Consider the following 25275-nt stretch of genomic DNA (forward strand, 5'->3'; position numbering starts at 1 on the left):
GGCCCCGGTGTGGGAGATGGGCCCGGTGTCGGATCTGGTGTGGGATCTGGCCCCGGTGTGGGAGATGGGCCCGGTGTCGGATCTGGTGTGGGATCTGGCCCCGGTGTGGGAGATGGGCCCGGTGTTGGGTTTGGTGAAGGTGACGGAGATGGCGTAGAAGTAGGACCGCCTCCACTGGCCGGAGGTTGAACAGATAGAATGCTTCTAAATTTATTAGAGGTGAGGCGTGTTGCGTCTACACCTTGAATAATTGCTAAATATTCACGGGTTTGCCGATCTTGAATGATTGTATTGCCGGCATTATTTCCGGTGCCTTGATAAATAATTAAATTGGCAAAAATTTGCCCTTCAGTTAACCCAATAAAGTCTTTTGTTATATCAAAATCTATCAAAATATCGGCTTCGCTTAATTCGTCACCGCCGGTGGTTTTCCCAAGAACAAATACGTCGCTTCCTTCACCCCCGGCAAGGGTATCATTACCCCGATCTCCGAAAATTACATCGTTGCCATCCCCACCGGTAAGCAGATCGTTGCCTTTACCGCCTTGAACAGTATCATTGCCGGTGCCACCTAAAAGTGTGTCGTCGTTTTCATTTGCGTTTAAATAGTCGTCGCCTTCTCCGCCATCCAGGTAGTCCCTACCTTCTGCATCGCCAATAGCCGCGCCTCCCATCAGAAAATCATTACCGCTGTCTCCATAAACAACATCGTTACCTCGGTCGCCACATACTAGGTCATTACCTTTGCCACCGCTAACAGTATCGTTATCTGTACCACCGTGAATGATATCGTCGCTTTCGTTACCGTTGAGGTAGTCGTTGCCGGTGTTGCCAAAAAGATAGTCTTTGCCGTCTGCATCGTCCACTGAGGGGTTGCCGGTGCCGCCAAAAATGGTGTCGTTGCCTTTATTTCCTAAAAGGGTATCGTTACCTCGGTCGCCATAGATCAGGTCATCGTCTTGACCTCCCCTCACCACGTCATCATTTTGACCGCCGCGTAGGGTGTCGTTGCCGGCATTGCCAAAAATATTATCGTCTCCTGAATTGCCGGTGGCGTTGTCTTGTCCGTCTAAACTTAATATCACATCATTACCGGCCAACCCCTCCAGAATGTCTGGCGCAGATGTGCCTTGTAATAAATCATTGCCGATTGTACCTTTTACAGATGCCATAGTTTTAGACCCTAACTGACGCTTCAGGAACCTATTTTTCTTTAAACCCACAACAATACTGACCGGCTATTAAGCTGTAATGCTACAATTCCGTATTTTTTCTGTAGCCAAATGCACTCTAATGTAGTATAGACCATTGTGGCTGATAAGCTTGGCCCTATTTACCCCAAACAGGAAACTTGTTCAAAAATTTACAAAACCATTTGGGTTTTTGAAGTTAATTAATTTTTTTATAAAATATTTGCTAAATTTAATATAGTGTGTTAATATTCTAAGCTGTTAGGGTTTCCCCAATAGTTATAGCGGTTTTCACTGGGATGAAGTAAACCAAAGAATACTAAAAACCCGGTAACTTTGTCGAAACGGGGTTTTTCAAGCTATAAAGGCAAGCTTCTACGATTTTAGAAGAATTAGATAAAAAAAAGATTTTGGATTTTAAAGAACAGATAAAACCCAAAATCACGGAGATAAAATTCTGTGTCTAAAGACGAATTTGTTGTAAATTGCTGCGGGGGTTGAAACTGCGGGCCGTTCGGATTTTCTCGTAGAGTTCTCGCTCGGCGGTGGTGAGTTCCTTGGGGGGTACAATGGTAATGCGTACCAGTTGGTCGGTGCGTCCGCCTTTGGGGTTGGGCCAGCCTTTGCCCCGCAACCGCAGAGATTGCCCTGAACGAATGCCGGCCGGTACATTCATGGTTACGTTTCCGTCGGGGGTGGGTACTTCGATGGAACCCCCTAAAACCGCTTCATCGGGTGTCACCGGCACTTCACAAAGCAAGTTTTCGCCGTCAAATTGAAAGAAGTTATGCGGTTGAAGTTCAACGGTTAAGTAAAGATCGCCGCGTTGAGAGTTATAAGGGTTGAGTTGTCCTTTACCTTTGATGCGGATGCGGCTACCGGCTTTTGCACCGGCAGGAATACGAACATCAATGGTTTCTGTGCCGAGGTTAAAGCGTTTTAGGGTGCCATGAAATGCCTCAGAAAATGTTAGGCTAACCGTGCCTTCTCGGTCAGCAGAACCGGCAGAGGTTCTATTGGTGGTGCCGGTGGGGTTGCTGAAATTATCATAGCCATTAAAGCCGCTACCGAAGCCGGCTGATCCGCCTGGGGTGGTGCGATAATTGTTATAGTTCCAGCGGTTACTGCGACCGCTACCATTAGTACCAACTCGTCCGAGTAATTCGTTAATAAATTCATCAAAACTGCCGAATTGGCTGAAGTCAAAGCCACTCATATCTACGCCTTGACTGCCGGCCCAACCCGGCCCCGGCCCTGCGGCACCGGCCTGTTTCCAATATTGACCAAATTGGTCATATTTGCGGCGTTTATCGATGTCAGAAAGCACTTCGTAGGCTTCATTAACTTCTTTAAAACGTGCTTCTGCTTCCTTGTTGCCGGGGTTCATATCGGGGTGATATTTCCGGGCCAATTTGCGGAAGCTTTTTTTAATTTCTTCGGCAGTTGCAGTTTTGTTGATTCCTAAAATTGCATAATAATCTTTAAAATCTGTTGCAGCCATTAATAAATATCCTCCAGTTGTTAGGGGGTTAGTTTAATTTTTTGTCTTGCTAAAAGGAAGAATCGCAAGGAATATTTTTTTACCTTATCCCTACTGTTTGAGGAAGGGAAGAATGTTATAAAATTTACGATTTTAAATTTTATTCATCAGGTTGGGAGCGATTATTGTTTTCCTTTTGGCAATTGTATAATTTTAGCGTATCGAATAGGAAAGGTTGCTCAGGTTCGGTTGTTGCTGAGGGGGTGTAGGGAATTTCCGTACATAAACCGTCTGGGGTGTAGCGGATGATGCGGTCGAGGCCGTCTTCAAGGCTGGGGGGGCAGTCGTTGAGGCGGACTGCCATTTGAAGGATGATTTCTTCGGGGACGTTGCGCTGGCGTTTTTGGTTGCGTTCAAGGCAGAGTTGGAGGGGGGTGTCTAACCAGAGGCCGGTGATGTGGGTGATGCCGGTGTCTTTAGCAAGTTGAATGATTTCGCGGCGTTGTTTACGGGCGGCGTTGGTGGCGTCGTAAAAAAGGGTTTTTTGTTGAGTAACAGCTTGTTGAAATTCGTGTTCTATTTCTGCCCAAATTTGTAACCAAGGGCCCTGGATGGTTTCGTCTCCAAATAGTTTGGCGCGGATGTTGTCGGTGGAGACGAGGTGAATTTCAGGAAATTGGGAAATGATTTGTTTTACTAAATAGGATTTTCCGCTGCCGGGAAGTCCAATTAATAAAATTAGTTTTGTCATTGGTCATTGGTCATTGGTCATTGGTAAGGGGGCCGGAAATTGTTAATCGCGGGCAAGATGCCCGCGCCACTGGGGCCGGCATCTTACAGTGGTGCGGGCAAGATGTCCGCGCTCATCATTGCCCTTTGCCCGCGCTCGCCATTGCCCCATAACAAAGGACAAAGGACAATTGACTAAATAATTGTGCGGTCTGCAATGATGGCGTTTTTGAGAATAACGACAATGCCGCTACGAATGTAGAAGCCTTCGCTTTCGCGGCTTGCTTCTTCTACTCTGTCTTTGTTGATGATTTGAACGTTGCGGCCAATGCGGGCGTTTTTGTCTACGATGGCGCGGCGGATGGTGGTGTCTGCGCCGATACCGAGGGGGACGCCGCCTTTTTGAAGGCCAGATTGACGTTCGACAAAGGGTTCGTAGAAGTCGGAACCCATGAGGAGGGTGTCTTGGATGAGACAGCCTTTTTCAACGCGGGAACGGACACCCAATACTGAGTGGTCGATGCGGCATTCTTTGAGGATGCAGCCTTCAGAAATCATCGATTCGGTGATCTGGCAATCTAGCATTTTGGTGGGGGGTAGATAGCGAGATCGGGTGTAGATGGGGGCGGTTTCGTCGTAGAAGCTGAAGGGGGGCTGGGGTTGTTTGGTGAGGGCGAGGTTGGCTTCGTAGAAGGATTCGATGGTTCCGATGTCTTCCCAGTAGCCGCCAAAGAGGTAGGCTTGGACGTTGTAGTCTTTGGCGGAGGCGGGGATGATTTCTTTGCCGAAGTCGGTGCGTTCGGGCGATTCTTTGAGGAGTTTGATGAGGGCGTCTTTGTTGAAGACGTAGATGCCCATTGAGGCGATATAGGGGGATTTTTGGGCTTGTTCGGGGCTGAGGCCGAGGATGCTGGTGTCTACCTGCATGGCTTTGAGGGCGTCTCCTTTGGGTTTTTCGCTGAAGGAGACGACGCGCCCGTTGTCGTCTATTTTCATTAGGCCGAAGTCGGAGGCGCGTTTTTCGTCGATGGGGAGGACGGAGAGGGTGATGTCTGCGCCGGTTTCTTGGTGGCGTTGGATGAATTGCCGGTAGTCCATGCGGTAGAGGTGGTCGCCGGAGAGGATGAGGAATTGGTCAACGTCCCATTCTTGGAACATCCAGAGGTATTGGCGCACGGCGTCTGCGGTGCCTTGGAACCAGTTGGGGTTTTCGGCGGTTTGTTGGGCGGCGAGGACTTCAACGAAGCCGTCGGAGAAGCCGCTGAAGTTGTAGGTGCGTGAGAGGTGCCGGTTGAGGGAGGCTGAGTTGAATTGGGTTAGGACGTAGATTTTGTAAATTTCGGAGTTAATGCAGTTGCTTACGGGGATGTCTATAAGCCGGTATTTGCCGGCGATGGGTACGGCTGGTTTGGCGCGGAGTTTGGTTAGGGGGTAAAGGCGGGTGCCTGCGCCGCCACCTAGGATAATTGCTAATACTTTTTTCACGAGATGATCCTCTTTATATGCCGACTGTCTCTGATGTTCAGTGTCGGATGGTAGGGGATCGTTGGCAAGGGGGGGTGGCTGGATTTGAGGTTAAGGGCCGGTTGGGGTTGGGGTTTAATGAAAAAAGGGAGGTGTTGCCTCCCTTTTGTGGAAAATTTCTTTTAAGTTGATTGGTGGGTGAGAATGCTAAATGTTTTTATAGCCCCAGGAGTGTTGTTAGGGTTGGTAGGCAGGTTTTGAAGACTTCGGCTAGTTTGCTGGCGTCTGTGACGGCGCTGGTGATGCCTTTGAGGGCGTTTAGTGCCATTGTGCAGTATTTGAGTGTGCGTTCTGGGGCTGGTTTTTTGGCTTCTTCTGCTATGGTTTGAACGGCTTCTAGGGCTTCTTTTTTTTGGGGTTCTGTGAGTTGGTTGTCGTTGGCTATGGAGTCTTTGAGGTTGGTTAAGATTTTTACAAGGTCTTCTGTTTTTTCGGTTTTGATGTCTTGTAGTTGTTGTATCGTGTTGGTGACGTTGTTTAGGTCTCCGATGATGCTGGCGCCGGTGAGGGTCATGTTGTCTCCGCCTATGGTCATGTTTCCGCCGACGTTGATGCCTTCTTTTTTGCTTTCCATGATGTCTACCTCTTTTGCTGGATTTAATAAGATATTGGCTTTTTCACCCTGAATGGCTACTTCTGTATGATAGTAATTGGTAATGCTTTGGTGTATTGCTTGTTTGTGAGCATTTGCGGTAACGCCTACTTTGGCTATATACAGGTCGTCTGTTTTTTGAACAGACCAGGAACCATCTAATCCTTCTTGTTCGACCAAGGTTTTGCCTAGGGCTACGGTTAAAGCATTCCAATTTAATTTTTGATGGATGATGATATCAATGGTTTCGTTTAATTTATAAATCCATTTTTCAAAATCTCCTGGTTGAAATTCTCCGTTGTCTGGTTTGGGATCTAAGAAGCCATGTTTGCCTTGTTTTAAATAAATACGCTTGCAGGTTATGTCTGTAAATATTGTACCGCTGTTGATACTCCAGTCTTTTATACAGGCATCTGTAAGGTTAGCGCCGGAAAAATTAGCGTCTAAAACTTGGGCTTTGGTTAAGTTGGCTCCTTCTAGGTTGGCATTTGTTAAATTGGCTCCGTTTAAATTAGCACAGTTTAAATTGGCTCCTTCTAAGTTGGCTCCTGTTAAATTAGCATTGATTAAATTGGCATCGGTTAAGTTTGCTCCTTCTAAGTTTGCGCCGGTTAAGTTGGCATTTGTTAAATTGGCATCTGTTAAGTTGGCTTCTGATAAAAGTATGTCTGTCAATTCTGAGTCGGTTAAGTGTGCTTTTTTGAGGCTTGCTAGGGTTAAGTTTGCTTGTATTAAATTAGCTCCTTTCAAGTTTGCGTGAGAAAAATTTCCTTTCCAACCTTCTTGGGGATGTGTTAGCAATCTTCTGACTTTTGGATCTTCTAAGATGGTGCCTTGGAGGCGCGAGAGTTCTAGGCCAGTGACGTTTTTAAAGCTGGTGCGGGTTAAAATTGTGTTGCGAAAGTCTGTGTGGGGTAAGTGGGAATTATCAAAGCAGACGTCGGTGAGATCAACTCCGTAAAATGATGTGCCGCCGGTGGCTGCCCAAAATATTGCTTTTTCTTTTATCCAGGCAAATTTGGGATCTCCTTTGATGGCTTTGTGTGCGATGATGATGCCGGTGAGGGTTACGCCCACCGATAGGATGAAAGTTAAAATTTTTAACTTTATCGAATGATCAGTATAAATAAAAATTAAATTAATTGTAGTGAATTCATGTAAAAATAAGGCCGCTAATTTCCCGTAGATACCTGAATTAATAGCGGTAAATACAAAAATCCAAGTAGTCAGGTAAATTCCCAAATTATTTAAGACTATGCCTAAGCAAAAAATAATAGTATCTCCCCATATTTTATCTTGGGAACTAATGGTAATAGCTATCATGACAATAAGCAAAATAGGAAGACCTATCACAATCAGAGAAAAAGCTTCAAAGCCCTTGCATACAGGTAAAGCTAAACTGAAAATATAAAAAACTATAATAAATATTCCCAATATATAGTTCGATAAATTTTCTAAAGCGTACTGATTATTTTCTAAATTATATATGACTATAATAATGGATGAAACAGATAAAAAGGGTATTAAGGGAATTAGAATAACTGCTAAATATTCTACAAATGCCAATAATAACTTAGACCTTAATTTATGCCCTGCTTTAGATTCTTGAAAGGGTCTGCTGATAAGACCTTTAAATTGAATGCTTCTGATGTCATTCATAAGGCAAATTTTGCGATTCATTTTTTAACTAAGCAAGGTAGCTAGTTATCCACTAAAACTACCTGAATTAAGGGTTTTTGGGGCAATTTTATACATATATTTAAATATGAAAAAATTTATAAATTCGCCCCTAGATACCTATTTGGTTTAATAGGCGGTGAAATTTCACTAACAACTTAAATCAACGATTGGATATTTAAAGCATTAGCCTTAATCACAACTACAAACTCTACCTAGAATTTTGTCTATCCAACATCGTAAAACACATGGCACGTTTACTCTTTTTATAGCACTGTTGTTTAATAATAGGTTGATATTCACCGGCTGCGTTGCCATTAAATCTACAAATTCCCTTGGCGTTTCTGTAAACCGGCTGACATCTTCTAAAGATAACCCTTTTTCCTGAGCCATTTCTTCAAGACGAAGCCGTGTAGCCGGCAAGTCTGCGGCTACTTTCAAATCTTCACTCTTGCATTCTAAAGCTTCACTGATTTTTATTAGGTATGTCTGATAAGGCTCTTCAGCTAATTTTTCTTTAGAAATTACCTGAGTGCTGTAGAAAGCAACAAGAGCAAGATGCACTCCTGATTTTTCGCTTAATTGCTCTAAGGTTATGTTTTTTTGTTTAGTTTTCTCAATAATTGTGAGTTTAAAAGCTGCTTGTTTCGCCACCGGCTTAATTAATTTCATCACCGGCACATCCAGTTTTTCAGCGATTTTTATCAAATTAGCTGTGGTTTCTTCGGTGATTTCTACAGACTCTGTAGCATATTTCATCATAGTTTCTGATGAAATTCCAGAGACTTCGGAAAGTTCACTCACCGTCAATCCTTTTGCTGCGGCTAAGTCTCTAATTCTAAGATTTACCATAACTTAATCGTCCAGAATGTTATTTCTATTGTATCCACACAAACCAAGCAGTCACCCGGAACAAAACAATGAACTTAAATAAACTTTTTTATATTCTTACCAACCTTTTGCTGCCCTGAGCTTCATAAATAGATACAGTAGCAAATATTTCTTTATAAAGCTGACCCCAGCCGGCCTTTAATTGTAACTTTTGATACAAAAAATCTTTCCCCAAACCTGAAACTGACCTTTCTACCCCCAGCTAGATACAGAAACCGGCCCAATCTGAGTAACCTAAAATTAGACCATCTTATGCAAAATCTATGGAAATTCAAACACCAGATTGGGTCAAACACGCGGTATTTTACCAAATCTTCCCCGACCGTTTTGCCAAAAGCCAGCAACCGCGCAAGCTGATTTTAAAAAATGCTACCTGGGAAGCTTGGGAGGATATCCCAACACTCTATGGTTACAAAGGTGGTGACTTATGGGGGGTGATGGAACAATTCGATTATTTACAAGATTTAGGCATCAATGCCATCTATTTCACCCCTATTTTTCAATCTGCCAGCAATCACCGTTATCACACTCACGACTACTATCAAGTCGATCCGATGTTAGGCGGAAACCTTGCCTTTAAAGAACTCCTTGAAGCCGCCCATCAACGTAATATTAAAGTCGTTTTAGATGGCGTTTTTAACCACGCTAGTCGCGGCATTTTCTTCTTCCACGATATTTTAGAAAATGGTCAGAGTTCGCCTTGGAAAAATTGGTTTAGAATAGAAGGCTGGCCGCTTGCTCCCTATAACTATCAAGCACCGGCCAATTATGTCGGCTGGGCAGATAACCGAGCCTTACCTGTCTTTAACCATGATAACCCAGAAGTTAGGGAATATATCATGGAAATTGCCGAACATTGGATTAAATTAGGCATCGATGGTTGGCGTTTAGACGTGCCTTTTGAAGTCAAAACTCCGGGTTTTTGGCAAGAATTTCGAGAGCGAGTAAAAGCAATTAACCCTGATGCTTATATTGTCGGCGAGGTGTGGACAGAGGCGCAGGAATGGCTGGATGGCACGCAATTTGATGGGGTAATGAATTATCTATTTGCCGGCCCCACCATTGCATTTGCTGCCGGTGATCGTGTTGATAAAGATCAATTGAAAGACATCGCTTATAGCCCTTATCCTCCTTTATTCGCCTCAGAATATGCCCAAAAAATTCAAGCTTTGCTGGAATTATACCCTTGGGAAATTCAACTCACTCAGTTAAATTTATTGGCAAGTCACGATACGGCGCGGTTAATATCAATTGCCGGTGGTGATAAAGCCAGTGTAGAACTTGCGACGCTGTTGTTATTAACTTTCCCCGGTGCTCCAAGCATTTATTATGGTGATGAAGTCGGTTTGCCAGGAAAACTTGATCCCGACTCCCGCCGCGCTTTTCCACTCGAAGCAAATTGGGATTTAGATATTCTCAATTGTCACAAAAAAATCATTGCTCTGCGTCTTACCTATCCCAGTCTCCGCACCGGCGCTTATGAAGTGTTATGTGCAGAAAGAACGGTTTACGTTTTTGCTCGCATTTTAAACGGAGAGGAAACTATTGTTGGGGTGAATGTGGGAACGGCGCCGGGGAGTGTTAATTTCCCTGTTACTGCTTTAAAAACTCAGCCAAGTAATCTTGTTTATGGCGAGGCAGAAATTAAATGGAGTAGTGAAGAAGAATCTACTAAATTGAGTTTAACTATTCCTCCTCGTAGTGGTTGTATTATTGCGTAAAATCAAACTTTGCCCACCGGCCTTTATGGTGGGCAAAGTGTATGTTTTAGAACTTATTTACTCTCTGGCACTTCTGGTTTTCTGGATTAGGGTAGATTTTTTAACCGCAGATAAACGCAGATGGACGCAGATAGGTTATTTGTGGGTGCTATTTGGCTGCAACTAAGGCGGGAGATATTACAGCATCAATAACGTGAATTACTCCGTTATCGGTAAGGATATCTGTTTGGAGAATTTTGGCATCATTGACTTTAAATCCGTCTCCTGTTTGGTCTATTCCTACCACGCTACCTTCGACAGTTTCGGCAGAATTTAACTCGACAAAGTTATCTGTTCTGACATCTCCAAAAAGAACGTGGTAGCTGACAATTTTTTTGAGGGTAGGTAAGTCTTCCATCCAAGAAGCAATCTTATTTGCCGGCAGTTTTTCAAATGCCTCATCGGTTGGTGCAAATACGGTATAGGGGCCCGGACTTTCTAAAAGTTCTAACAATCCAGCCGCCTCAACTAAGGTTAAAAGCGTTTTAAAAGAGCCGGCATTTGCAGCAGTCTCGACAATATTTGCCATAATTTTTTACCTGTTTTTCATGAGTATCTTGTTTAGAAATACAAGTAAAAACCCCTCACCGGCCTCTTTCAAGAGATAGACATTATCCAAGCTCAACTGCTGGAACGAATGCCCCGCAAGTGCAACTGTTCCATAAAATATTCTTCTAAACTTTGCTTTGCTAAAGTCAAGCCCAAAATTTGGCCTCCCATGAGGTTGAGGCTGGCTAAAAAATCTTGCGGATCTCCTTCTAAATGTCCTTGCCAATAGCCATTTTCAAATTCTAAATCAGGAACTCGCTGTTTTATCACTTCTGGGTTGCCGCCTCTGCCTTTAACGTGATATTTTTCCTCGGTTCCTAACAGATCAGCGAGCGAGCCGGTGACTATTAACTCGCCTTCTGCCAAAATAGCAATCCGGTCACATATTTGCTCAACATCCGATAAAATATGACTGTTAAAAAAAATGGTTTTCCCGTTTCTTTTCAGCGATAAAATAATCTCTCGCATTAAATACCGGCCCATTGGATCAAGCCCTGACATCGGTTCATCTAAAAACACCACATCCGGGTCATTAATTAAAGCTTGCGCCATGCCAATTCGCTGTACCATGCCTTTAGAATATTGCCCCAATTGTTTTTTGCGGGCGCTTTTTTGATCCAGCCCCACCATGTCCAAAAGCTGCGGAATACGCTGCTGTGCGCTTGCTTTGGAAATGCCAAATAAACCGGCAGTATATTCTAAAAATTCCCAGCCGCTCAGGGTATCGTAATAATAAATATTTTCGGGTAAATATCCGACTCGCTGTTTAACAGTGCGATCTCCCAACGGTTGACCTAAAAGCATCCCTCGTCCGCCGGTAGGCCGTATAATGCCAAGGAGGGTTTTCAGGAGAGTGGTTTTACCGGCACCATTGGGCCCCAAAAGACCAAAGGTTTCGCCTTGATATACCGTCAAGGTACAGCTTTTGAGGGATTCAATTTTTTGATTTAACCAAAAGCCGGTGCGGTAAACTTTTTTGAGTTGGTAAGTTTGCACCACCGGCACAGGGAGATCCGCGCCTGGTTCGGTTTGGAAAGGTGTGCTAACAGATTCCATAATAATTGAGCAATCCGCATCCTTTTAAATGTTTTCTTCCTTACTTTACCGAAAAAACTGGGTCTAAAGCCTCGCCCTTCTAGGGCGACTTTGCTTTTGTGTTGGTATGATACTAGCGTAGAGGTTTTCCACGCAAAATGCTTGTTATAGAATTCAAGGCAAAAGGGAAAACAACTCAATACAAGAGTGTAGATGAGGCGATAAAGACTGCTCAATTCATCCGCAACAAGTGTGTCCGTTTTTGGATGGACAACCGAGGTGTGGGACAAAAAGAGTTGTATCGTCTCAGTACCGCTTTGCGAGACGAGTTTTCTTTTGTTAAGGCTTTGAATTCTAGTGCTTGCCAAGCATCTGTAGAAAGGGCGTATAGTGGGATTGCACGGTTCTACGAGAACTGCAAAAAGGCTATGGCGCGGAAGAAAGGATATCCAAAATTCAAAAAGAATTGTCGTTCAGTCGAGTACAAGACTAGCGGCTGGAAACTTTCTGAGACGAGAAAACAAATAACCTTCACTGACAAGAAGGGAATTGGCAAGCTCAAGCTCAAAGGAACGTGGGATTTAAACTTCTACCAGCTAGAACAGATAAAACGGGTTAGGTTAATCCGTCGTGCTGACGGGTATTATGTCCAATTCCTGATTAGTGTGGACACTAAAGTTGAAACACAACCCACAGGCAAAACTATTGGTTTAGATGTAGGACTCAAAGAATTCTACACTGACAGTAATGGTCACAATGAACCATCACCTAAGTTTTATCGACTCGGTGAGAAACAGCTGAAGCTTCGACAACGCCGTGTTTCTCGTAAAAAGAAAGGCTCTGCTAACCGAAGAAAAGCCGTTAATCGACTTGGACGAGTCCACCTCAATATAAGTAGGCAACGTGAAGAACACGCCAAGAGAGTGGCGCGTTGCGTAATCCGATCTAACGATTTGGTCGCCTATGAAGATTTGAGGATTAAAAACTTAGTGAAAAATCACTGTCTCGCCAAGTCGATTAATGATGCGGGTTGGTATCAATTCAGAAAATGGTTGGAGTATTTCGGCAGGAAGTTTGGCAAGATAACGGTTGGTGTTAATCCTGCTTATACTTCTCAGGAATGTTCTAACTGTGGTGTAGTCGTCAAGAAATCTTTATCCGTGAGAACCCATGTCTGTGAATGTGGATTTATCTTAGATAGAGATTGGAATGCGGCTATCAATATTCTGAAATTAGCCTTGAGTACGGTAGGGCATACCGGAACTTGGGTCTTAGACCCGAACGCTACGGGAGATTTAACCTCTACTTTGATTGGAGCCGTCCTGTCAGGGCAAGTTGAGTCTTTGAACGAAGAATCACCGCTCCTTTAGGACGGTGAGTGTCAACGCACCCACCCTAATTTGCTTCACTGCTTGGCACGCGATGCCGGTTGCCGATAAACTTTTATTAACCGCACTTATCACCCATACAAACCTATGGATCGTTCTAAAATCGTTGCCATTCTCACCGGCATAATTTCTATCATCCTTGCTCTTGCTTATCTTGTGGTCGTACAACTGCTTGATTCTCGTGGCGAAATGTTGCCGGCACCCATCAGTTTAATACCTCTTTTTTCCCCTTTCTTTGGTCATTAGTTAAACGTCATTAGTCATTGGTTATTGCTCACTCAGACAATAGACAAATGACTTTTGACAAATAACAAAATCCCAAGTAAAACCCTTTAAAAACTAACCATCAGCACCTTTTATCGGCCCGCATTTCCCAAAAGAACTTTCACCGTTTCTAACATCTCATTCGGATGGAAAGGCTTAGAAACATAAGCATCTGCCCCTTGTTTCATCCCCCAATAGCGATCAAAATCTTGTATTTTGCTCGAACACATCACCACCGGCACTTTGCGAGCTTTTGGGTCACTTTTTAACCACCGGCACAAATCATAGCCATTCATCCGAGGCATGACAATATCCACCACCACCAAATCAGGACAAGTTGCCTGAATTTTCTCTTTAGCTTCTACTCCATCGCAAGCTTCAATAACATTAATTCCGTTATTTGTCAAGAGTATCGAAAGCATTTCTCGAAGCGTTGCACTGTCATCAACAACTAAAACTGTACTCATAATTTCCTCCCTGATACTTACCTTAAAAATTTAATTTAAAAATTTGGTTGTGCCCGACTTCCCCCAAGACGGGGGGCTGCCGGAAATCTCCCTTAAGTCCCTGCGTTTGTTAGTTCGCTTGCAGTTGCAATTTCTTTTGGGTTATCTCAATCATAATATTGTCGGCATTCTTTCCGCATGAGGAAAAAGTCACGAATCAGGGTATGACTTTAGTAATGGGTCTCATCTTTAAATTGTCACAAAGGGTGCAGGTGGCCTTTTAGGTTTGGGAGAGCACCTCTTCTGGACTCAACCTCACACTGCAATGCTGTTAGCAGTCTCCCTAAGCGAGAAAATTCATCGTAATATCTGCATATTGCCGGTTTGACTCTGCTGAGTAGGACTACGCCGGCACCTATGCTGCGGGGGTGTTTAAATGATTCGCGTGCTGTTGGTGGATGATCAAAATTTAATTCGTTCTGGCTTAAAAGTTGTGCTACAAACAGAGCCAGATATCGAAATCGTTGGCGAAGCCTCCGACGGCCAAAGTGCTATTCAAAAGGTAGAAACTTTGATGCCGGATGTGGTGCTGATGGATATTCATATGCCGGTGATGGATGGCGTGACGGCAACCAAAATTATCTCAGAACGCTTTTCTGGGGTAAAGGTTTTAGTGCTGACAACGTTTGATGAAGATGAATATGTAGCTGATGCTTTGCGGTGTGGGGCAATGGGTTATTTATTAAAAGATATGCCCACCGAAGAATTAGCCGCTGCCATCCGAACGGTTGATAAAGGTTATACCCAAATTGGCCCCGGTTTAGTAGAAAAAATTATGGCAAAATGGGCTGCACCGGCCACCAGTCAGCCTCCCTCTTTACCCCCCGGATGGTCAGAGTTAACCCCCAGAGAACGGGAAATTTTAAAGTTAATTTCTCAAGGTTCAAGTAATAAAGAAATTGCCAAAACTCTGTTTATCTCTGAGGGTACTGTCAAAAATCATGTCACGAGTATTTTACATCGCTTAAATGTCCGCGACCGCACCCAAGCTGCCATTATTGCTAATTCATTTTTGCCTTTGTTAGAAAATCAAAATGAATAGCTAAAAAAATGACAATTTTGGGGATATTTTATTGATAAATAGTAAAAAGATAAGTTTCTAAAGCTCTGAATTACTATAGAAAACAACCAGAAATTTTCTGAATTTTCAAGGCCGGTTTTTGGCAGCTAAACCGGGCCAGCGCGACAAATATGTGATGATGAAACTTGATGCAGAGACTGAGGCGACAGCGCAGGTTTTAGCGTTTCTCCCTAATGCTCAAGAAAAAGCGCAAACCTAATAAGCAAGCTGTGGGCGACGCCCTCCTCTATAATAGCGTAGACTACTAGAGAGAAAAGTTAAAGGGAAAGATTAAAATGCGTGTAGCGATTGCCGGTGCAGGACTGGCAGGCATGGCCACAGCCGTTGATTTAGTGGATGCCGGTCACGAAGTCGAACTTTTTGAATCTCGCCCTTTTGTGGGGGGGAAAGTTGGCAGTTGGGTTGATGCAGATGGCAATCATCTTGAAATGGGGTTGCACGTTTTTTTTGGCTGCTATTACAACTTATTTGAGTTGATGCGAAAAGTTGGGGCCGGTGAAAACCTGCGTTTAAAACAACATACCCATACTTTTGTAAACCGGGGTGGAGTGACTGGTGAACTTGATTTTCGCTTTATCACCGGCGCCCCTTTTAATGGTTTAAAGGCTTTCTTTACCACATCTCAGCTATCTTTGCAAGATAAAATCCAAAATTCTATTGCTTTGGGGACAAGTCCCATCGTTCGCGGATTAATTGATTTTGATGGGGCAATGAAAACGATTCGCAATTTGGATAAGGTTAGTTTTGCGGATTGGTTTCGCAGTCATGGCGGTAGTGATGGCAGTATTAAGCGGATGTGGAACCCCATTGCTTATGCTTTGGGTTTTATTGATTGTGAAAATATTTCTGCCCGTTGTATGTTGACAATTTTTCAGTTTTTCGCTGTAAAAACTGAGGCTTCGGTGTTGCGAATGTTGGAAGGTTCACCGGCAGAATATTTGCACAAACCAATTGTTAAATATATCGAAGATCGCGGCGGGAAGTTTTACACGCGACGCCGGGTAAGGGAGATTTTGTTTGAGGAAAATAGCGGTGAAACTCGTGTGACGGGGATTCGCGTTGCTTCTGGTGAGTCGGAGGAAACGATTACAGCGGATGCCTATGTGTTTGCTTGTGATGTACCGGGGATACAGCGGGTGTTACCCAGCGCGTGGCGTAAATGGCCGGAGTTTGACAATATTTATAAGCTGGATGCGGTGCCGGTGGCAACAGTTCAGTTACGCTTTGATGGTTGGGTAACGGAAATGCACGATCCGGCAAAACGCAAGCAATTAGAGCAAGCGGAGGGGCTGGATAATTTGCTTTATACTCCTGATGCAGATTTTTCGTGTTTTGCGGATTTGGCGTTAACAAGTCCGGCTGATTACTACCGCAAAGGTGAGGGTTCACTGTTGCAGTTGGTGTTGACTCCTGGTGATCCGTTTATTAAGGAGAGTAATGAGGCAATTGCTCAGCACGTTTTAAAACAGGTGCATGATTTGTTCCCCTCTTCGCGGGAGTTGAATATGACGTGGTACAGTGTGGTCAAGCTGGCGCAATCTTTGTATCGGGAAGCGCCGGGAATGGATTTGTACAGGCCGGCACAAAAGACGCCGGTGGGTAATTTCTTTCTTGCGGGAAGTTACACGCAGCAAGATTATATCGATAGTATGGAAGGGGCGACGCTTTCGGGCCGGCAGGCTGCTAAGGCGATTTTGGAAAGTGCTGGAACATTAACCGGTGATTTCAAAAGTTCTGCTGTCGTGAGATAGATACCGCCATACCCCCCTTTTTTTAGGGGGGTAATTATCGGTTATCGATTAAGTGTTTTGGAATTTACAATCTACCATCTAAAAATTAAAATTTTATGTCTAACTGGTTAGAGCATAGTGTACAAATTGAGGTGGCGGTTCCGATTGATTTTGTCTGGAATTTGTGGTCAGATTTAGAACAAATGCCCCGCTGGATGAAATGGATTGATTCGGTTGAGGTGGTAGATAATGACCCAGATTTGTCGCGCTGGAAGTTGTCAACCGGCGGTTTAGATTTTAGCTGGTTATCGCGCAATACAAAGGTAATTCCTCAGCAAATTATTCAATGGGAATCGGTGGATGGTTTGCCCAATAGGGGCGCAGTTAGGTTTTATGACCGCAAGGGAAGTAGCATTGTTAAGATGACGATTGCTTATGCAATTCCGGGGATTATTGGTCAAATTATGGATAGTTTGTTTTTGGGACGGGTGGTGGAGTCTACGCTTCAAGCTGATTTAGACCGGTTTCGAGATTATGCACTTAAGGCTTATGGGAATTGAACCCCAGCCGCAACGTCTGTACCCCCGCCAGAAGAGACGTTCTGCCAGAGCGTCTCTACAGCAACCTACCAAACTGGATCAACAAAAAGATTGAGGGTAATTTCATCTTTTCCCGCCGGCACTCCTGAAATACAAGCACAGATAATTTCGCCATCCTCTAATTCGACTTCGCAGGCATGACAAGAACCCATGAGACAGCCGGTGGGAATAGAAACACCGCACCTTTTTGCTACTTCTAATAACGCTTCTCCCACCTCAGCTTCTACGCTGATATTATCAGGTAAAAAAGTAATTTTAGGCATAGATTTTCCGATGAATTCCTATATATAAATGAGCAGTTTACGGGTTCACACACCCGCTGTAGGGCCGGTGCCAAGAGTGGCGCCGCCGTCCCGCCTGTGTGCAGATCCCAACAAATGACAAAGAATAAATTAAGATAAAACCGATGTTAAATCTAAATGTTCACCGACAATATCGGCAACAGCATCGAGTAAAGTTTCGCGTTGTTCGCGGTAGTTAGGGATGCCGGTGGGGAGAGATTTTAAACCTCGTTGTTGGCGGAGATTATTTAACCAAGAACGACGCCAGGGGCCATTATCAAAAAGGCCGTGTAAATAGGTTCCCCAGATTAATTGTTCGTTATCAACGACTCCCAAATTCGGATCATCAAAGAGGGAACTAATGTTTTTATCTTCGGCAATTTGGCTACGTCCTTGATGAATTTCGTAACCAGTCACAGGTAAACCGGCCTGGGGTTTGTTGGAGGTTACTTGACGCTGACGGGCAATTTTTTGGGGAGTAATCAGGGTTTTTAAAGGTAGTAATCCTAATCCTTCAAACCGGCCTTCTTCACCTTCCAATCCATCGGGGTCTACAATGCTTTGTCCTAACATTTGAAACCCGCCACAAATTCCCATGACTGTACCACCGGCGGCCACATAATCTTGAATTTCTTTTGCCATGCCGGTTTGTTGCAAGATTTTTAAATCAGAAATGCTTGTTTTAGAACCGGGGATAATTACTGCATCAGGATGGCCTAAAGATTGTTTGGGATGAATGTATTTTACTGTAACGCTTGATTCGGCTTCGAGGGGGTCAAAATCGGTAAAATTGGAAATGCGAGGAAGACGAATAACTCCAATGGTTAATTCGCTTTGAGTTTTCCGAGAAACTCTTTCTAATAATGATAGGGAATCTTCGGCTGGGAAGTCTAGTTCTATCCAGGGAATAACGCCGGCTACTTTGATGCCGGTGTATTCTTCCAACCATTTTATGCCTGGTTCTAATATTGATCTTTGTCCGCGAAATTTATTGATAACTATTCCTTTAATTAAGGCGCGTTCTTCGGGGTCTAGTAATTGTAAAGTTCCGACAACATGAGCAAAAGAACCGCCGCGATCAATATCTACAACTAAGAGGGTTTTGGCGTTTAAATGACGGGCGACTCTCATGTTTGTGAGGTCACGATGTTTGAGGTTAACTTCGGCGGGGGAACCGGCACCTTCACAGACAATTACATCAAATTCTCCGCTTAATTGTTGGAGGGATTCTTGGATGGCTTGCCAACCAATATCGAAATATTGTTCATAATAATCGGAGGCTGAAACTTTGCCGGCAACTTTGCCTTTAATAATAACTTGGGAGGTCATATCGCCTTGGGGTTTTAATAAAATGGGGTTCATTTCTACCCAAGGTGTGACACCGGCAGCCCATGCTTGTACGGCTTGTGCATAACCCATTTCGCCGCCAGTGTTGGTGACGTAGGCGTTTAAGGCCATGTTTTGCCCTTTAAAAGGGGTGACTCGCCAACCGCGACGGGAAAGAATTCGACATATCGCAGTTGTTATCAGAGATTTTCCTGCGTGGGAGGTTGTGCCCACTACCATAATTGCTTTCATATTTTGTTTGATTTTGTGGAGGGTTGGCTTTAATATTTTTGCGGCGTTCTGGGATTTTTACCTAATAGGATTATAGGGGGAATTGCGGCTCAAAAGGAAAGACTGGTGGCCGGTGGGATGCGGGGCATGGGGATTGTTGCCTCTGGCCGGTTAAAAGGCCAGACCTCACGACAACCTCAATTAGAGGCCGGTTATTTGGTTTGTTATTTTTTCACGACTTGTCTGGTGAGGAAGAAAGATTTACCCAAAGGGGGTTGACAAAATCGTAAAACTGTACTAAAAAATTTCAGTCCGTTTGAGTGGTTATCCAAACATCTCTGGGACGAAAAGCTAAAAGATCCGACATTTCCGACATTCAAAAGGCTAATAAAGTGTTTAGACTGAGAGCCGTTTATAGGGTTATTTTGATACAAGTAAAAACGCCTAAATTCAATAACTTTATAATCAAAAATGTTGATAAATGCCGGCCTTGTGTAAAATACCGGCATTGTCAAAGCTGATTAAAAAGGCAAACGAAACCAACGATTAAAAGAATTTTTGAGCCGGTCTAGCCATGAGGGGGCCGGCCAGGTTCCGCCTTGAGATTGCCATTTTTCGACGAGTTGCCGGCCCAGGGGAGTGAGGCGGAAACTGTCGGTTAACCCTTGACCATCAACTTCTCTCCGCAACAGGCCAACTTGTATCAGCCACATCAAGGCACCTTCGGCGCTGAGTTCGCTTTGGGGTTGGGTGGTGTAGTGGTTTTCAACTCCTGCGGAGCCGGCAATGCTTTGCAGGCCAACGCTTTGCTGTAGCATGGTTGCATAAAATTTTAGGGAAAATGGGGCGCAACGCATGGCTATTTCGGCGCGGAGGACGGTGCGCGGGGAGTAAGCGATGGTGGAGTCAGTTTTTGTTGCAGTTGCAATCATTGCTGGATTTTAAGAGGTTTTAATAAAGGTTAACAAAAATTGGGGTTAGCTTTGCGATATGTTGCGAAAATGCTTTTGCTAACGCCTTACTCGAATATAGGCGACATCAATAAACGTCTGGGTTTGGCGAGGGGTGAGGGTTGTAGGTGATTGTTAGAAATTGCGACACTTGTCAACAGTTCTTATAAATTTCAGCGGTAGAAATGTGCAACAAACTCTCGAATAAGAGGATGATTTTCTGCTGAAATAGCAACTTGTAGCCTCGAAGACAGACGAGGTTTTAAAAAAATGGTTTAATGTGGGCAATCAACCCCAAAAGTTATAAATTTAACTCAGGGTTATTTGTTAATAGTAAGTGGTTGGTTGTTCTATGTCCATTGTTAGATGAATATATAAATTATGATAGCGATTTAAAAAACCAAATTAAAAGGCATCCAAATTTAAGCAACAAGTTTGTTGAGTTTTTCTGACATCATACCGCTAATCTTTTTATCGGGGGTTGGTGGTTGTTTTGGGAGGACGTGAGGGTAAAGGCAGGCTTATTTTGGGATTTTTTTAAGGAAAATAACAGGTTTGTTCTTAAAACCGAAAAAACGCGGTGACAACGGTGTAGGGGGGAAAGGCCGGTTGCAATAAACGAATTAAAAAGTGACAAGTTTTACATTTTTCCCCGTTAGGTTCCGCTATCTTTAGGGAAAAATGTCTTTATAATGCCAAAAAGCTTTGCCACAGATAAGGGGCTGGGCTAGAGGCTCTTCCGGCTGAAATTAAATAGGCTTGGAAAAATAAAGGCAATACCGTGAGACACAGTTAAGCGCCAGCTTTGCTGGGGGTGAGACACCGGCTCACAGGCATTTGAATCTTAGGTGTAACAAAACACAAAACGCTTTCAGAAATTGTATTGTTAAATGCTTTTTGAGCCATTGTTTATAAAAACACACATATCTCGGAAAAAAACTAGGAGTAGGGACTTGGAAAATACATATCGGAGTTTAGAAGTGTGTGAAAAAGTAACCCCCCTGACGGTACGGAGAATCAATTCTGTACAAAGCTTTTCCAAAATAGCTGGGGTGGGAGTAACGGTGATTGGTAGTGCGGTGTTTTTGGGTTGGATGTTTGATGTGGGTTGGTTAAAAAGCGTACTCCCCGGACTGGTGAGCATGAAACCCTACGCAGCACTGAGCTTTATTTTGGCTGGAATAAGTTTGTGGTTACTGGGGCAAAATCAGGGAACCAAAAAGCAAAATGGTTTAGGCGCTAGGCTGTCTAAAATTTTTGCTGGCGGGGCTATTGTTATTAGTTTGCTGACAATTATTCAGTATGCTTTGAATGTAGATTTGGGAATTGATCGGCTGTTGTTTAGAGAAAGTTTGGGCGAAATCGCTAATGCTGCGGGGGGTAGGATGGCTCCCAATACGGCTTTTGCTTTTTTGCTGAATGGATCGGCATTGTGGTTGCTAAATAGGCGACCCCTGAATAATCGGGGGATTCAATTGTTAAGTTTAGGGGCGTTTTTGGTGGCTTTTGCGGGATTTTTGGGATATGTTTATGGCAATGCTTATTTTTATAGCGCCGGTTCCCATACTGCAATGGCAATACATACGAGCGTGGCTTTATTATTGCTGAGTTTGGGTATTTTATTTGCCCGTGCAGAGGGGGGATTTATTTCTGTGTTCACGAGTGATTGTGCCGGTGGGTTGATGGCGAGAAAGTTATTTCCTTCGGCGGTTTTGATTCCTTCTTTTTTAGGGTGGTTGGTGTTAGTCGGTTATCGGTTTAAGATTTACACTTCAGAAATGGGTTTTTCCCTTTTTAGTGTTTTAACGATGGGGGTTTTTGCGGTTTTAATTTGGGCAACTGCTCACTCTTTGGCTAAGTCTGACCGGCTCCGCAAACAAGTGGAAAAAGACTTGCTAAAATCAAAGATTGAACTCGAAGACCGGGTGTTAGAAAGGACTGCGCTTTTGCAACAAGTAAATGAGCGTCTGCAAACCGAAATTAGCGAACGCATTGGGGCTGAAAATGCTGTCAAAAAAAGTTTAAATTTGTTGCAAGCCGTGATAGAAAGCATCCCTGATTCAATTTTTGTTAAAGATATTAATGGGCGATATTTGATTGCCAATTCTGCCTCGGCGAGGATGATTGGAAAGGAAAACGAACAAATAATCGGCAGAGATGATAGGGAGTTATTTGGGGGTGAAATTGGAGCGATTATCAAAGAAAGTGAAAAGAGAATTATTAAGTTTGGTGTTGTGGAAGTTTCAGAAGAGAGAGTGTTTTTAGGAGGCGAAACCCGAACGTATTTGTTAACAAAAAATGTTTACCGGGATTTAGACGGAAATATTTGTGGGTTGGTGGGAATTGCTAGGGATATTACGGAAAGAAAATTGTCTGAAGAAGCGCTTAAACTGCGAGAAGAACGTTATCGCTCTTTGATTTTAGCGACGTCTCAAATGGTGTGGATGACAGACGCACAAGGTATGATTGTTGAAGATGTGCCAAGCTGGAGAGCTTACACCGGCCAAAGTATTGAAGAGTGTATGGGTTGGGGTTGGATTGATGCAATTCATCCCGAAGATCGCGTGCGTACTGCTCTGCATTGGAATCGCGCGGTGGAAACAAAAAGCATTTATGAAGTGGAACATCGCATTAAGGATGCTGATGGAAAATACCGTCATTTTTGGGTGCGGGGTGTGCCGGTTTTAGGAGAAGATGGCAGTATTCGAGAGTGGATTGGCACGGATACAGATATTACAGAACGGGTGAATGCAGAAACTATTTTGCGAGAGTCGGAAGGGCGATATCGTCAGCAAGCAAAAGAGCTAGAAAAAGCTATATTTGAGTTGCAAAGAACTCAAGCGCAGTTAATTCAAAGCGAAAAAATTTCATCGCTGGGACAATTGGTGGCTGGGGTTGCCCATGAAATTAATAACCCGATTAATTTTATTTATGGCAATGTTAGTTATGCCAGTGAATATGCCCAAGATTTGCTTAACCTTCTGAAACTTTACCAGCAATACTATCCTAATCCGCCCGCAGAAATTGAAGAAGCCGCAGAAGCCTCAGACCTCGATTTTTTGAAGGAAGATTTGCCAAGGCTGCTTTCTTCGATGCGTTTGGGGGCTGATCGAATTCGGGATTTGGTGTTGTCTTTGCGGAATTTTTCTCGGTTGGATGAAGCGGAAATGAAGCAGGTTAATATTCACGAAGGAATAGAGTCTACACTGTTAATTTTGCAACCCCGGCTGAAAGCTAAACCCGGATATGGGCAGATGGAAGTTATCAAAAATTATGGTTATTTGCCAGAGGTTGAATGCTATCCAGGGCAGCTTAATCAGGTGTTTATGAATGTGCTGGCAAATGCTATCGATGCTTTGGAAGAATATGCTCACTTGCGGGTACTTTCGGGGGGGGAACTCTATAGTCCTAAAATTTCTATCCGCACCGAACAATGCCATGCTGACTGGATTTCAATCCATGTTAGTGATAATGGCCCCGGAATTCCGCATGAAGTGATTGGACGACTTTTTGATCCATTTTTTACGACGAAGCCGGTGGGAAAAGGCACTGGTTTAGGTTTGTCTATTAGCTATCAAATTGTGGTCGAAAAGCACGGCGGTAAGCTTAAGTGTCTTTCCCGTCCGGGTGAAGGTGCGGAGTTTGTGATTGAAATTCCTGTGAGCCAAAAAGTAAAAAAGTTTGCTTTTAATGAACTAAATTAAGGTTGCGGTGGGCATAGCTCACCCTACTTTTTTTGAGGTAAAAATTGTTTTAAAATTTCTCCGGGCCGGCGATCCCACCGATCAATATGTTCGTAAATTAATCGGTCGTGATTAAGTTTATAGTTAGAATCACCGTTAAATAATAGTTCTGTTTTCCAAGGCAGCCGCAATATTCCCCGTACTGTCCATTTGGCGATAATTAGATTTTCTTCTATTTGGCTGACCTCATGCACGTCAAAGTAAATTTCTTTGAAAAAAAGCTTGGCATGAAATCGCAATGTCCAAAAGATAATGCGGTAATTGAATTTGCCTTTAAAGGTATTGACGGGATCTTTAAAGTAAATATCTTGGCTGTAAATATCATAGGAAATGTCTTTTTCAAAAAGTGTGGGTAAGTCGTGTTTCAGCGTTTCTATTAGCTGCTGCATTTGAATTTGATTTTCGCTCATGGGCTCTCAAGATTTTAAATGTTAAAAATTTGAGTTGTGGTGCTATTGTACTCGCTTGTGACACCGGCAGGATAAAACAAGCCATCTCAGGGATGCCGATTATGTCGCTTGGGGTGAAACTTCCGAGTAAACTTAAGATCCAATCTGTGCGAGTTTCCTCAGCGTTTCAGTTCGCTTGCTATAACGTCACCGGCAAGGGTTATTTTCTTTTTTTAAGTGTGTATAAAATGAGCAGCCAAAAAATTCATCTGAAAAAGCTTGATAGTCTGCGAGGTTTGGCTTCGCTTTATGTTGTTTTGCATAATCTTGTTTATGGCTTGTATGGCTTAGACATGATTTCAGAAAATTGGAAGCTGTTGTTTTTTGCCGGCCAAGAAGCCGTAATGTTATTTTTTCTAATCAGCGGTTTTGTGATTTATTTATCTACTCATCAAAAAAACCTTGATTTTCGCTCCTTTTGTGTGCGCCGGTTTAGAAGAATCTATTTCCCCTTTCTTTTATCTATTCTTTTATCTATCATTATTTTCTATTTTAATGGGAACTTAGCAGAAAAGTTTTCTTGGCAAGAACTCATCGGCAATTTACTTTTACTTCAAGATTTTGGCCGCGTTAAACCGGGAAATTGGTTTAGCCCCTTTTTAGGCAATTTACCCCTATGGTCTTTGTCTTATGAGTGGTGGTTTTATATGCTTTTTTACCCGATTTACAAGTTTTTACCAGAATCGAAACGGCTTTACATTATTTTAGCCTTTTCCGCCTGTTGTTACCTGATTTTTACTGCTTACCCCAATCATCTTTGTTTGGTTGGTTCTTATCTAATTATTTGGTGGGGTTGAATTAGCAATTTGTTTTCTGCAAGGCAAATTTACCTTCAAGCGGCTACAAATCCTCAGCTTATCATTAGGTTTTATGATTATTCTTAGCTTATTTCCTATCTTCCAAACTCAAGAAATTAAATTTGGGGTTTATCCCTTTTTAGTTTTCCGGCATTTTTTATCAGCACTTTTAATTATTTGGCTTGGCTTCTTATGGTATCAGCAGAATTTTTATAACTTCGACCGGCTACTGGGAATCTTTGCAAAAATTGCTCCCATTTCCTATGCCATCTATATTTTCCATTTCCCGATTTTACTTCAGTTGAATTTAACCCCATTTATCAGCAACTTGTGGCTAGAATACTTCATCAAATTTTGCCTACTATTTACCCTAGCCTATCTCACGGAAATTAAACTTCAACCCCTGCTGAACCGCCAATTAAAATAAGACCAAATCCACTTGCCAAAAGCCCAAAAAAAAGCAGACGACACAGATGTAAAGCAAGCATCGCCGCTGCTATATA

24 protein-coding genes are annotated in these 25275 nt (G+C 43.3%); 11 read left to right on the forward strand and 13 right to left on the reverse strand.

Going from position 1 to position 25275, the window contains the following annotated elements:
- The 3 genes from NG798_RS18825 to NG798_RS18835 form a co-directional block, all read right to left on the reverse strand.
- The coding region (locus NG798_RS18825; RefSeq protein WP_317619614.1) for a calcium-binding protein at nt 1–1172 on the reverse strand (1172 nt) is incomplete at its 3' end.
- Nucleotides 1173–1653: 481 nt separating this feature from the next.
- Nucleotides 1654–2691: a DnaJ C-terminal domain-containing protein gene (locus NG798_RS18830; RefSeq protein WP_261225243.1), complete on the reverse strand. Its 1038-nt coding sequence runs from the start codon at nt 2689–2691 to the stop codon at nt 1654–1656.
- A 139-nt stretch (nt 2692–2830) separates the two neighbouring features.
- The gene (locus tag NG798_RS18835; RefSeq protein WP_261225244.1) at nt 2831–3421 is read right to left on the reverse strand and encodes an AAA family ATPase; all 591 of its coding nucleotides are present in this window, start codon (nt 3419–3421) and stop codon (nt 2831–2833) included.
- Between NG798_RS18835 and NG798_RS18840 the strand changes: the two genes are divergently transcribed.
- Nucleotides 3415–3573 (forward strand): hypothetical protein, encoded by a 159-nt coding sequence (locus tag NG798_RS18840; RefSeq protein ID WP_261225245.1) that lies wholly within the window; start codon nt 3415–3417, stop codon nt 3571–3573. The two genes, NG798_RS18835 and NG798_RS18840, sit on opposite strands and share 7 nt — an antisense overlap.
- 21 nt (nt 3574–3594) lie before the next feature.
- Here the strand turns inward: NG798_RS18840 and NG798_RS18845 are convergent, their stop codons facing one another.
- Nucleotides 3595–4884 carry a glucose-1-phosphate adenylyltransferase gene (locus NG798_RS18845; protein WP_261225246.1) on the reverse strand — a complete coding sequence of 430 codons (1290 nt, stop codon included), beginning with the start codon at nt 4882–4884 and terminating at the stop codon, nt 3595–3597.
- 17 nt (nt 4885–4901) lie between these two features.
- On the opposite strand from NG798_RS18845, the gene NG798_RS18850 reads away from it, so the two are divergent.
- A complete protein-coding gene (locus NG798_RS18850) occupies nt 4902–5054 on the forward strand; it encodes a hypothetical protein (RefSeq protein ID WP_261225247.1) in 153 nt (50 codons plus the stop codon).
- Nucleotides 5055–5080: 26 nt separating this feature from the next.
- Here NG798_RS18850 and NG798_RS18855 read toward each other — a convergent pair whose 3' ends face one another.
- Nucleotides 5081–6850: a pentapeptide repeat-containing protein gene (locus NG798_RS18855; RefSeq protein ID WP_261225248.1), complete on the reverse strand. Its 1770-nt coding sequence runs from the start codon at nt 6848–6850 to the stop codon at nt 5081–5083.
- A gap of 534 nt (nt 6851–7384) precedes the next feature.
- Entirely contained in the window at nt 7385–8044 is a 660-nt protein-coding gene (locus tag NG798_RS18860) for a helix-turn-helix transcriptional regulator (RefSeq protein WP_261225249.1), read from the reverse strand.
- Nucleotides 8045–8346: 302 nt separating this feature from the next.
- Between NG798_RS18860 and NG798_RS18865 the strand changes: the two genes are divergently transcribed.
- A complete protein-coding gene (locus NG798_RS18865; RefSeq protein ID WP_261225250.1) occupies nt 8347–9804 on the forward strand; it encodes a glycoside hydrolase family 13 protein in 1458 nt (485 codons plus the stop codon).
- A 148-nt stretch (nt 9805–9952) separates the two neighbouring features.
- Here NG798_RS18865 and NG798_RS18870 read toward each other — a convergent pair whose 3' ends face one another.
- Both NG798_RS18870 and NG798_RS18875 read right to left on the reverse strand, forming a co-directional pair.
- On the reverse strand, nt 9953–10372 hold the full coding sequence (locus NG798_RS18870; RefSeq protein ID WP_261225251.1) for a fasciclin domain-containing protein: 420 nt from the start codon (nt 10370–10372) through the stop codon (nt 9953–9955).
- A gap of 92 nt (nt 10373–10464) precedes the next feature.
- On the reverse strand, nt 10465–11448 hold the full coding sequence (locus tag NG798_RS18875; protein WP_261225252.1) for an ABC transporter ATP-binding protein: 984 nt from the start codon (nt 11446–11448) through the stop codon (nt 10465–10467).
- 137 nt (nt 11449–11585) lie between these two features.
- Between NG798_RS18875 and NG798_RS18880 the strand changes: the two genes are divergently transcribed.
- Both NG798_RS18880 and NG798_RS18885 read left to right on the forward strand, forming a co-directional pair.
- Nucleotides 11586–12797, forward strand: a complete 1212-nt coding sequence (locus tag NG798_RS18880) for a transposase (protein ID WP_261225253.1) — start codon at nt 11586–11588, stop codon at nt 12795–12797.
- Between the two features lie 105 nt (nt 12798–12902).
- The gene (locus NG798_RS18885; RefSeq protein WP_261225254.1) at nt 12903–13061 is read left to right on the forward strand and encodes a hypothetical protein; all 159 of its coding nucleotides are present in this window, start codon (nt 12903–12905) and stop codon (nt 13059–13061) included.
- Nucleotides 13062–13171: 110 nt separating this feature from the next.
- Here the strand turns inward: NG798_RS18885 and NG798_RS18890 are convergent, their stop codons facing one another.
- Entirely contained in the window at nt 13172–13546 is a 375-nt protein-coding gene (locus NG798_RS18890) for a response regulator transcription factor (RefSeq protein WP_261225255.1), read from the reverse strand.
- Nucleotides 13547–13961: 415 nt separating this feature from the next.
- Here NG798_RS18890 and NG798_RS18895 point away from each other — a divergent pair, with 415 nt between their 5' ends.
- From NG798_RS18895 to NG798_RS18905, 3 genes are all read left to right on the forward strand, one after another.
- Nucleotides 13962–14627: a response regulator transcription factor gene (locus NG798_RS18895; RefSeq protein ID WP_261225256.1), complete on the forward strand. Its 666-nt coding sequence runs from the start codon at nt 13962–13964 to the stop codon at nt 14625–14627.
- 314 nt (nt 14628–14941) lie between these two features.
- Nucleotides 14942–16417, forward strand: coding sequence for a 9,9'-di-cis-zeta-carotene desaturase (zds, locus tag NG798_RS18900; protein WP_261225257.1), 1476 nt, complete (start codon nt 14942–14944; stop codon nt 16415–16417).
- 95 nt (nt 16418–16512) lie between these two features.
- Nucleotides 16513–16956, forward strand: a complete 444-nt coding sequence (locus NG798_RS18905; RefSeq protein ID WP_261225258.1) for an SRPBCC family protein — start codon at nt 16513–16515, stop codon at nt 16954–16956.
- 65 nt (nt 16957–17021) lie between these two features.
- On the opposite strand, the gene NG798_RS18910 is transcribed toward NG798_RS18905, so the two are convergent.
- From NG798_RS18910 to NG798_RS18920, 3 genes are all read right to left on the reverse strand, one after another.
- Nucleotides 17022–17258, reverse strand: a complete 237-nt coding sequence (locus tag NG798_RS18910) for a 2Fe-2S iron-sulfur cluster-binding protein (protein WP_261225259.1) — start codon at nt 17256–17258, stop codon at nt 17022–17024.
- Between the two features lie 129 nt (nt 17259–17387).
- Nucleotides 17388–18854 carry a cobyric acid synthase CobQ gene (gene cobQ, locus NG798_RS18915; RefSeq protein WP_261225260.1) on the reverse strand — a complete coding sequence of 489 codons (1467 nt, stop codon included), beginning with the start codon at nt 18852–18854 and terminating at the stop codon, nt 17388–17390.
- Between the two features lie 500 nt (nt 18855–19354).
- Complete coding sequence (locus NG798_RS18920) at nt 19355–19765, reverse strand: Npun_F0494 family protein (RefSeq protein ID WP_261225261.1); 411 nt, start codon at nt 19763–19765, stop codon at nt 19355–19357.
- 971 nt (nt 19766–20736) lie between these two features.
- On the opposite strand from NG798_RS18920, the gene NG798_RS18925 reads away from it, so the two are divergent.
- Nucleotides 20737–23487, forward strand: a complete 2751-nt coding sequence (locus NG798_RS18925; RefSeq protein WP_261225262.1) for a PAS domain S-box protein — start codon at nt 20737–20739, stop codon at nt 23485–23487.
- Between the two features lie 23 nt (nt 23488–23510).
- On the opposite strand, the gene NG798_RS18930 is transcribed toward NG798_RS18925, so the two are convergent.
- Nucleotides 23511–23936 (reverse strand): DUF2358 domain-containing protein, encoded by a 426-nt coding sequence (locus NG798_RS18930; RefSeq protein ID WP_261225263.1) that lies wholly within the window; start codon nt 23934–23936, stop codon nt 23511–23513.
- A gap of 29 nt (nt 23937–23965) precedes the next feature.
- On the opposite strand from NG798_RS18930, the gene NG798_RS18935 reads away from it, so the two are divergent.
- Both NG798_RS18935 and NG798_RS18940 read left to right on the forward strand, forming a co-directional pair.
- On the forward strand, nt 23966–24772 hold the full coding sequence (locus NG798_RS18935; RefSeq protein WP_261225264.1) for an acyltransferase: 807 nt from the start codon (nt 23966–23968) through the stop codon (nt 24770–24772).
- Nucleotides 24773–24845: 73 nt separating this feature from the next.
- The gene (locus NG798_RS18940) at nt 24846–25199 is read left to right on the forward strand and encodes a hypothetical protein (protein ID WP_261225265.1); all 354 of its coding nucleotides are present in this window, start codon (nt 24846–24848) and stop codon (nt 25197–25199) included.
- The last annotated feature ends 76 nt before the right edge of the window (nt 25200–25275 follow it).

The sequence above is a fragment of the Ancylothrix sp. D3o genome (assembly GCF_025370775.1).
In the GTDB taxonomy this organism is placed as follows: Bacteria; Cyanobacteriota; Cyanobacteriia; order Cyanobacteriales; family Oscillatoriaceae; genus Ancylothrix.

What these genes read in the sequence shown, in the direction of transcription:
- NG798_RS18860 (WP_261225249.1), bottom strand. Translation starts at nt 8,044, where the DNA reads ATGGTAAATCTTAGAATTAGAGACTTAGCCGCAGCAAAAGGATTGACG.
- NG798_RS18850 (WP_261225247.1), top strand. Translation starts at nt 4,902, where the DNA reads ATGCCGACTGTCTCTGATGTTCAGTGTCGGATGGTAGGGGATCGTTGG.
- NG798_RS18895 (WP_261225256.1), top strand. Translation starts at nt 13,962, where the DNA reads ATGATTCGCGTGCTGTTGGTGGATGATCAAAATTTAATTCGTTCTGGC.
- NG798_RS18880 (WP_261225253.1), top strand. Translation starts at nt 11,586, where the DNA reads ATGCTTGTTATAGAATTCAAGGCAAAAGGGAAAACAACTCAATACAAG.
- NG798_RS18875 (WP_261225252.1), bottom strand. Translation starts at nt 11,448, where the DNA reads ATGGAATCTGTTAGCACACCTTTCCAAACCGAACCAGGCGCGGATCTC.
- NG798_RS18905 (WP_261225258.1), top strand. Translation starts at nt 16,513, where the DNA reads ATGTCTAACTGGTTAGAGCATAGTGTACAAATTGAGGTGGCGGTTCCG.
- NG798_RS18870 (WP_261225251.1), bottom strand. Translation starts at nt 10,372, where the DNA reads ATGGCAAATATTGTCGAGACTGCTGCAAATGCCGGCTCTTTTAAAACG.
- NG798_RS18910 (WP_261225259.1), bottom strand. Translation starts at nt 17,258, where the DNA reads ATGCCTAAAATTACTTTTTTACCTGATAATATCAGCGTAGAAGCTGAG.
- NG798_RS18835 (WP_261225244.1), bottom strand. Translation starts at nt 3,421, where the DNA reads ATGACAAAACTAATTTTATTAATTGGACTTCCCGGCAGCGGAAAATCC.
- zds (WP_261225257.1), top strand. Translation starts at nt 14,942, where the DNA reads ATGCGTGTAGCGATTGCCGGTGCAGGACTGGCAGGCATGGCCACAGCC.
- NG798_RS18940 (WP_261225265.1), top strand. Translation starts at nt 24,846, where the DNA reads ATGATTATTCTTAGCTTATTTCCTATCTTCCAAACTCAAGAAATTAAA.
- NG798_RS18830 (WP_261225243.1), bottom strand. Translation starts at nt 2,691, where the DNA reads ATGGCTGCAACAGATTTTAAAGATTATTATGCAATTTTAGGAATCAAC.
- NG798_RS18930 (WP_261225263.1), bottom strand. Translation starts at nt 23,936, where the DNA reads ATGAGCGAAAATCAAATTCAAATGCAGCAGCTAATAGAAACGCTGAAA.
- NG798_RS18890 (WP_261225255.1), bottom strand. Translation starts at nt 13,546, where the DNA reads ATGAGTACAGTTTTAGTTGTTGATGACAGTGCAACGCTTCGAGAAATG.
- NG798_RS18885 (WP_261225254.1), top strand. Translation starts at nt 12,903, where the DNA reads ATGGATCGTTCTAAAATCGTTGCCATTCTCACCGGCATAATTTCTATC.
- NG798_RS18920 (WP_261225261.1), bottom strand. Translation starts at nt 19,765, where the DNA reads ATGATTGCAACTGCAACAAAAACTGACTCCACCATCGCTTACTCCCCG.
- cobQ (WP_261225260.1), bottom strand. Translation starts at nt 18,854, where the DNA reads ATGAAAGCAATTATGGTAGTGGGCACAACCTCCCACGCAGGAAAATCT.
- NG798_RS18865 (WP_261225250.1), top strand. Translation starts at nt 8,347, where the DNA reads ATGGAAATTCAAACACCAGATTGGGTCAAACACGCGGTATTTTACCAA.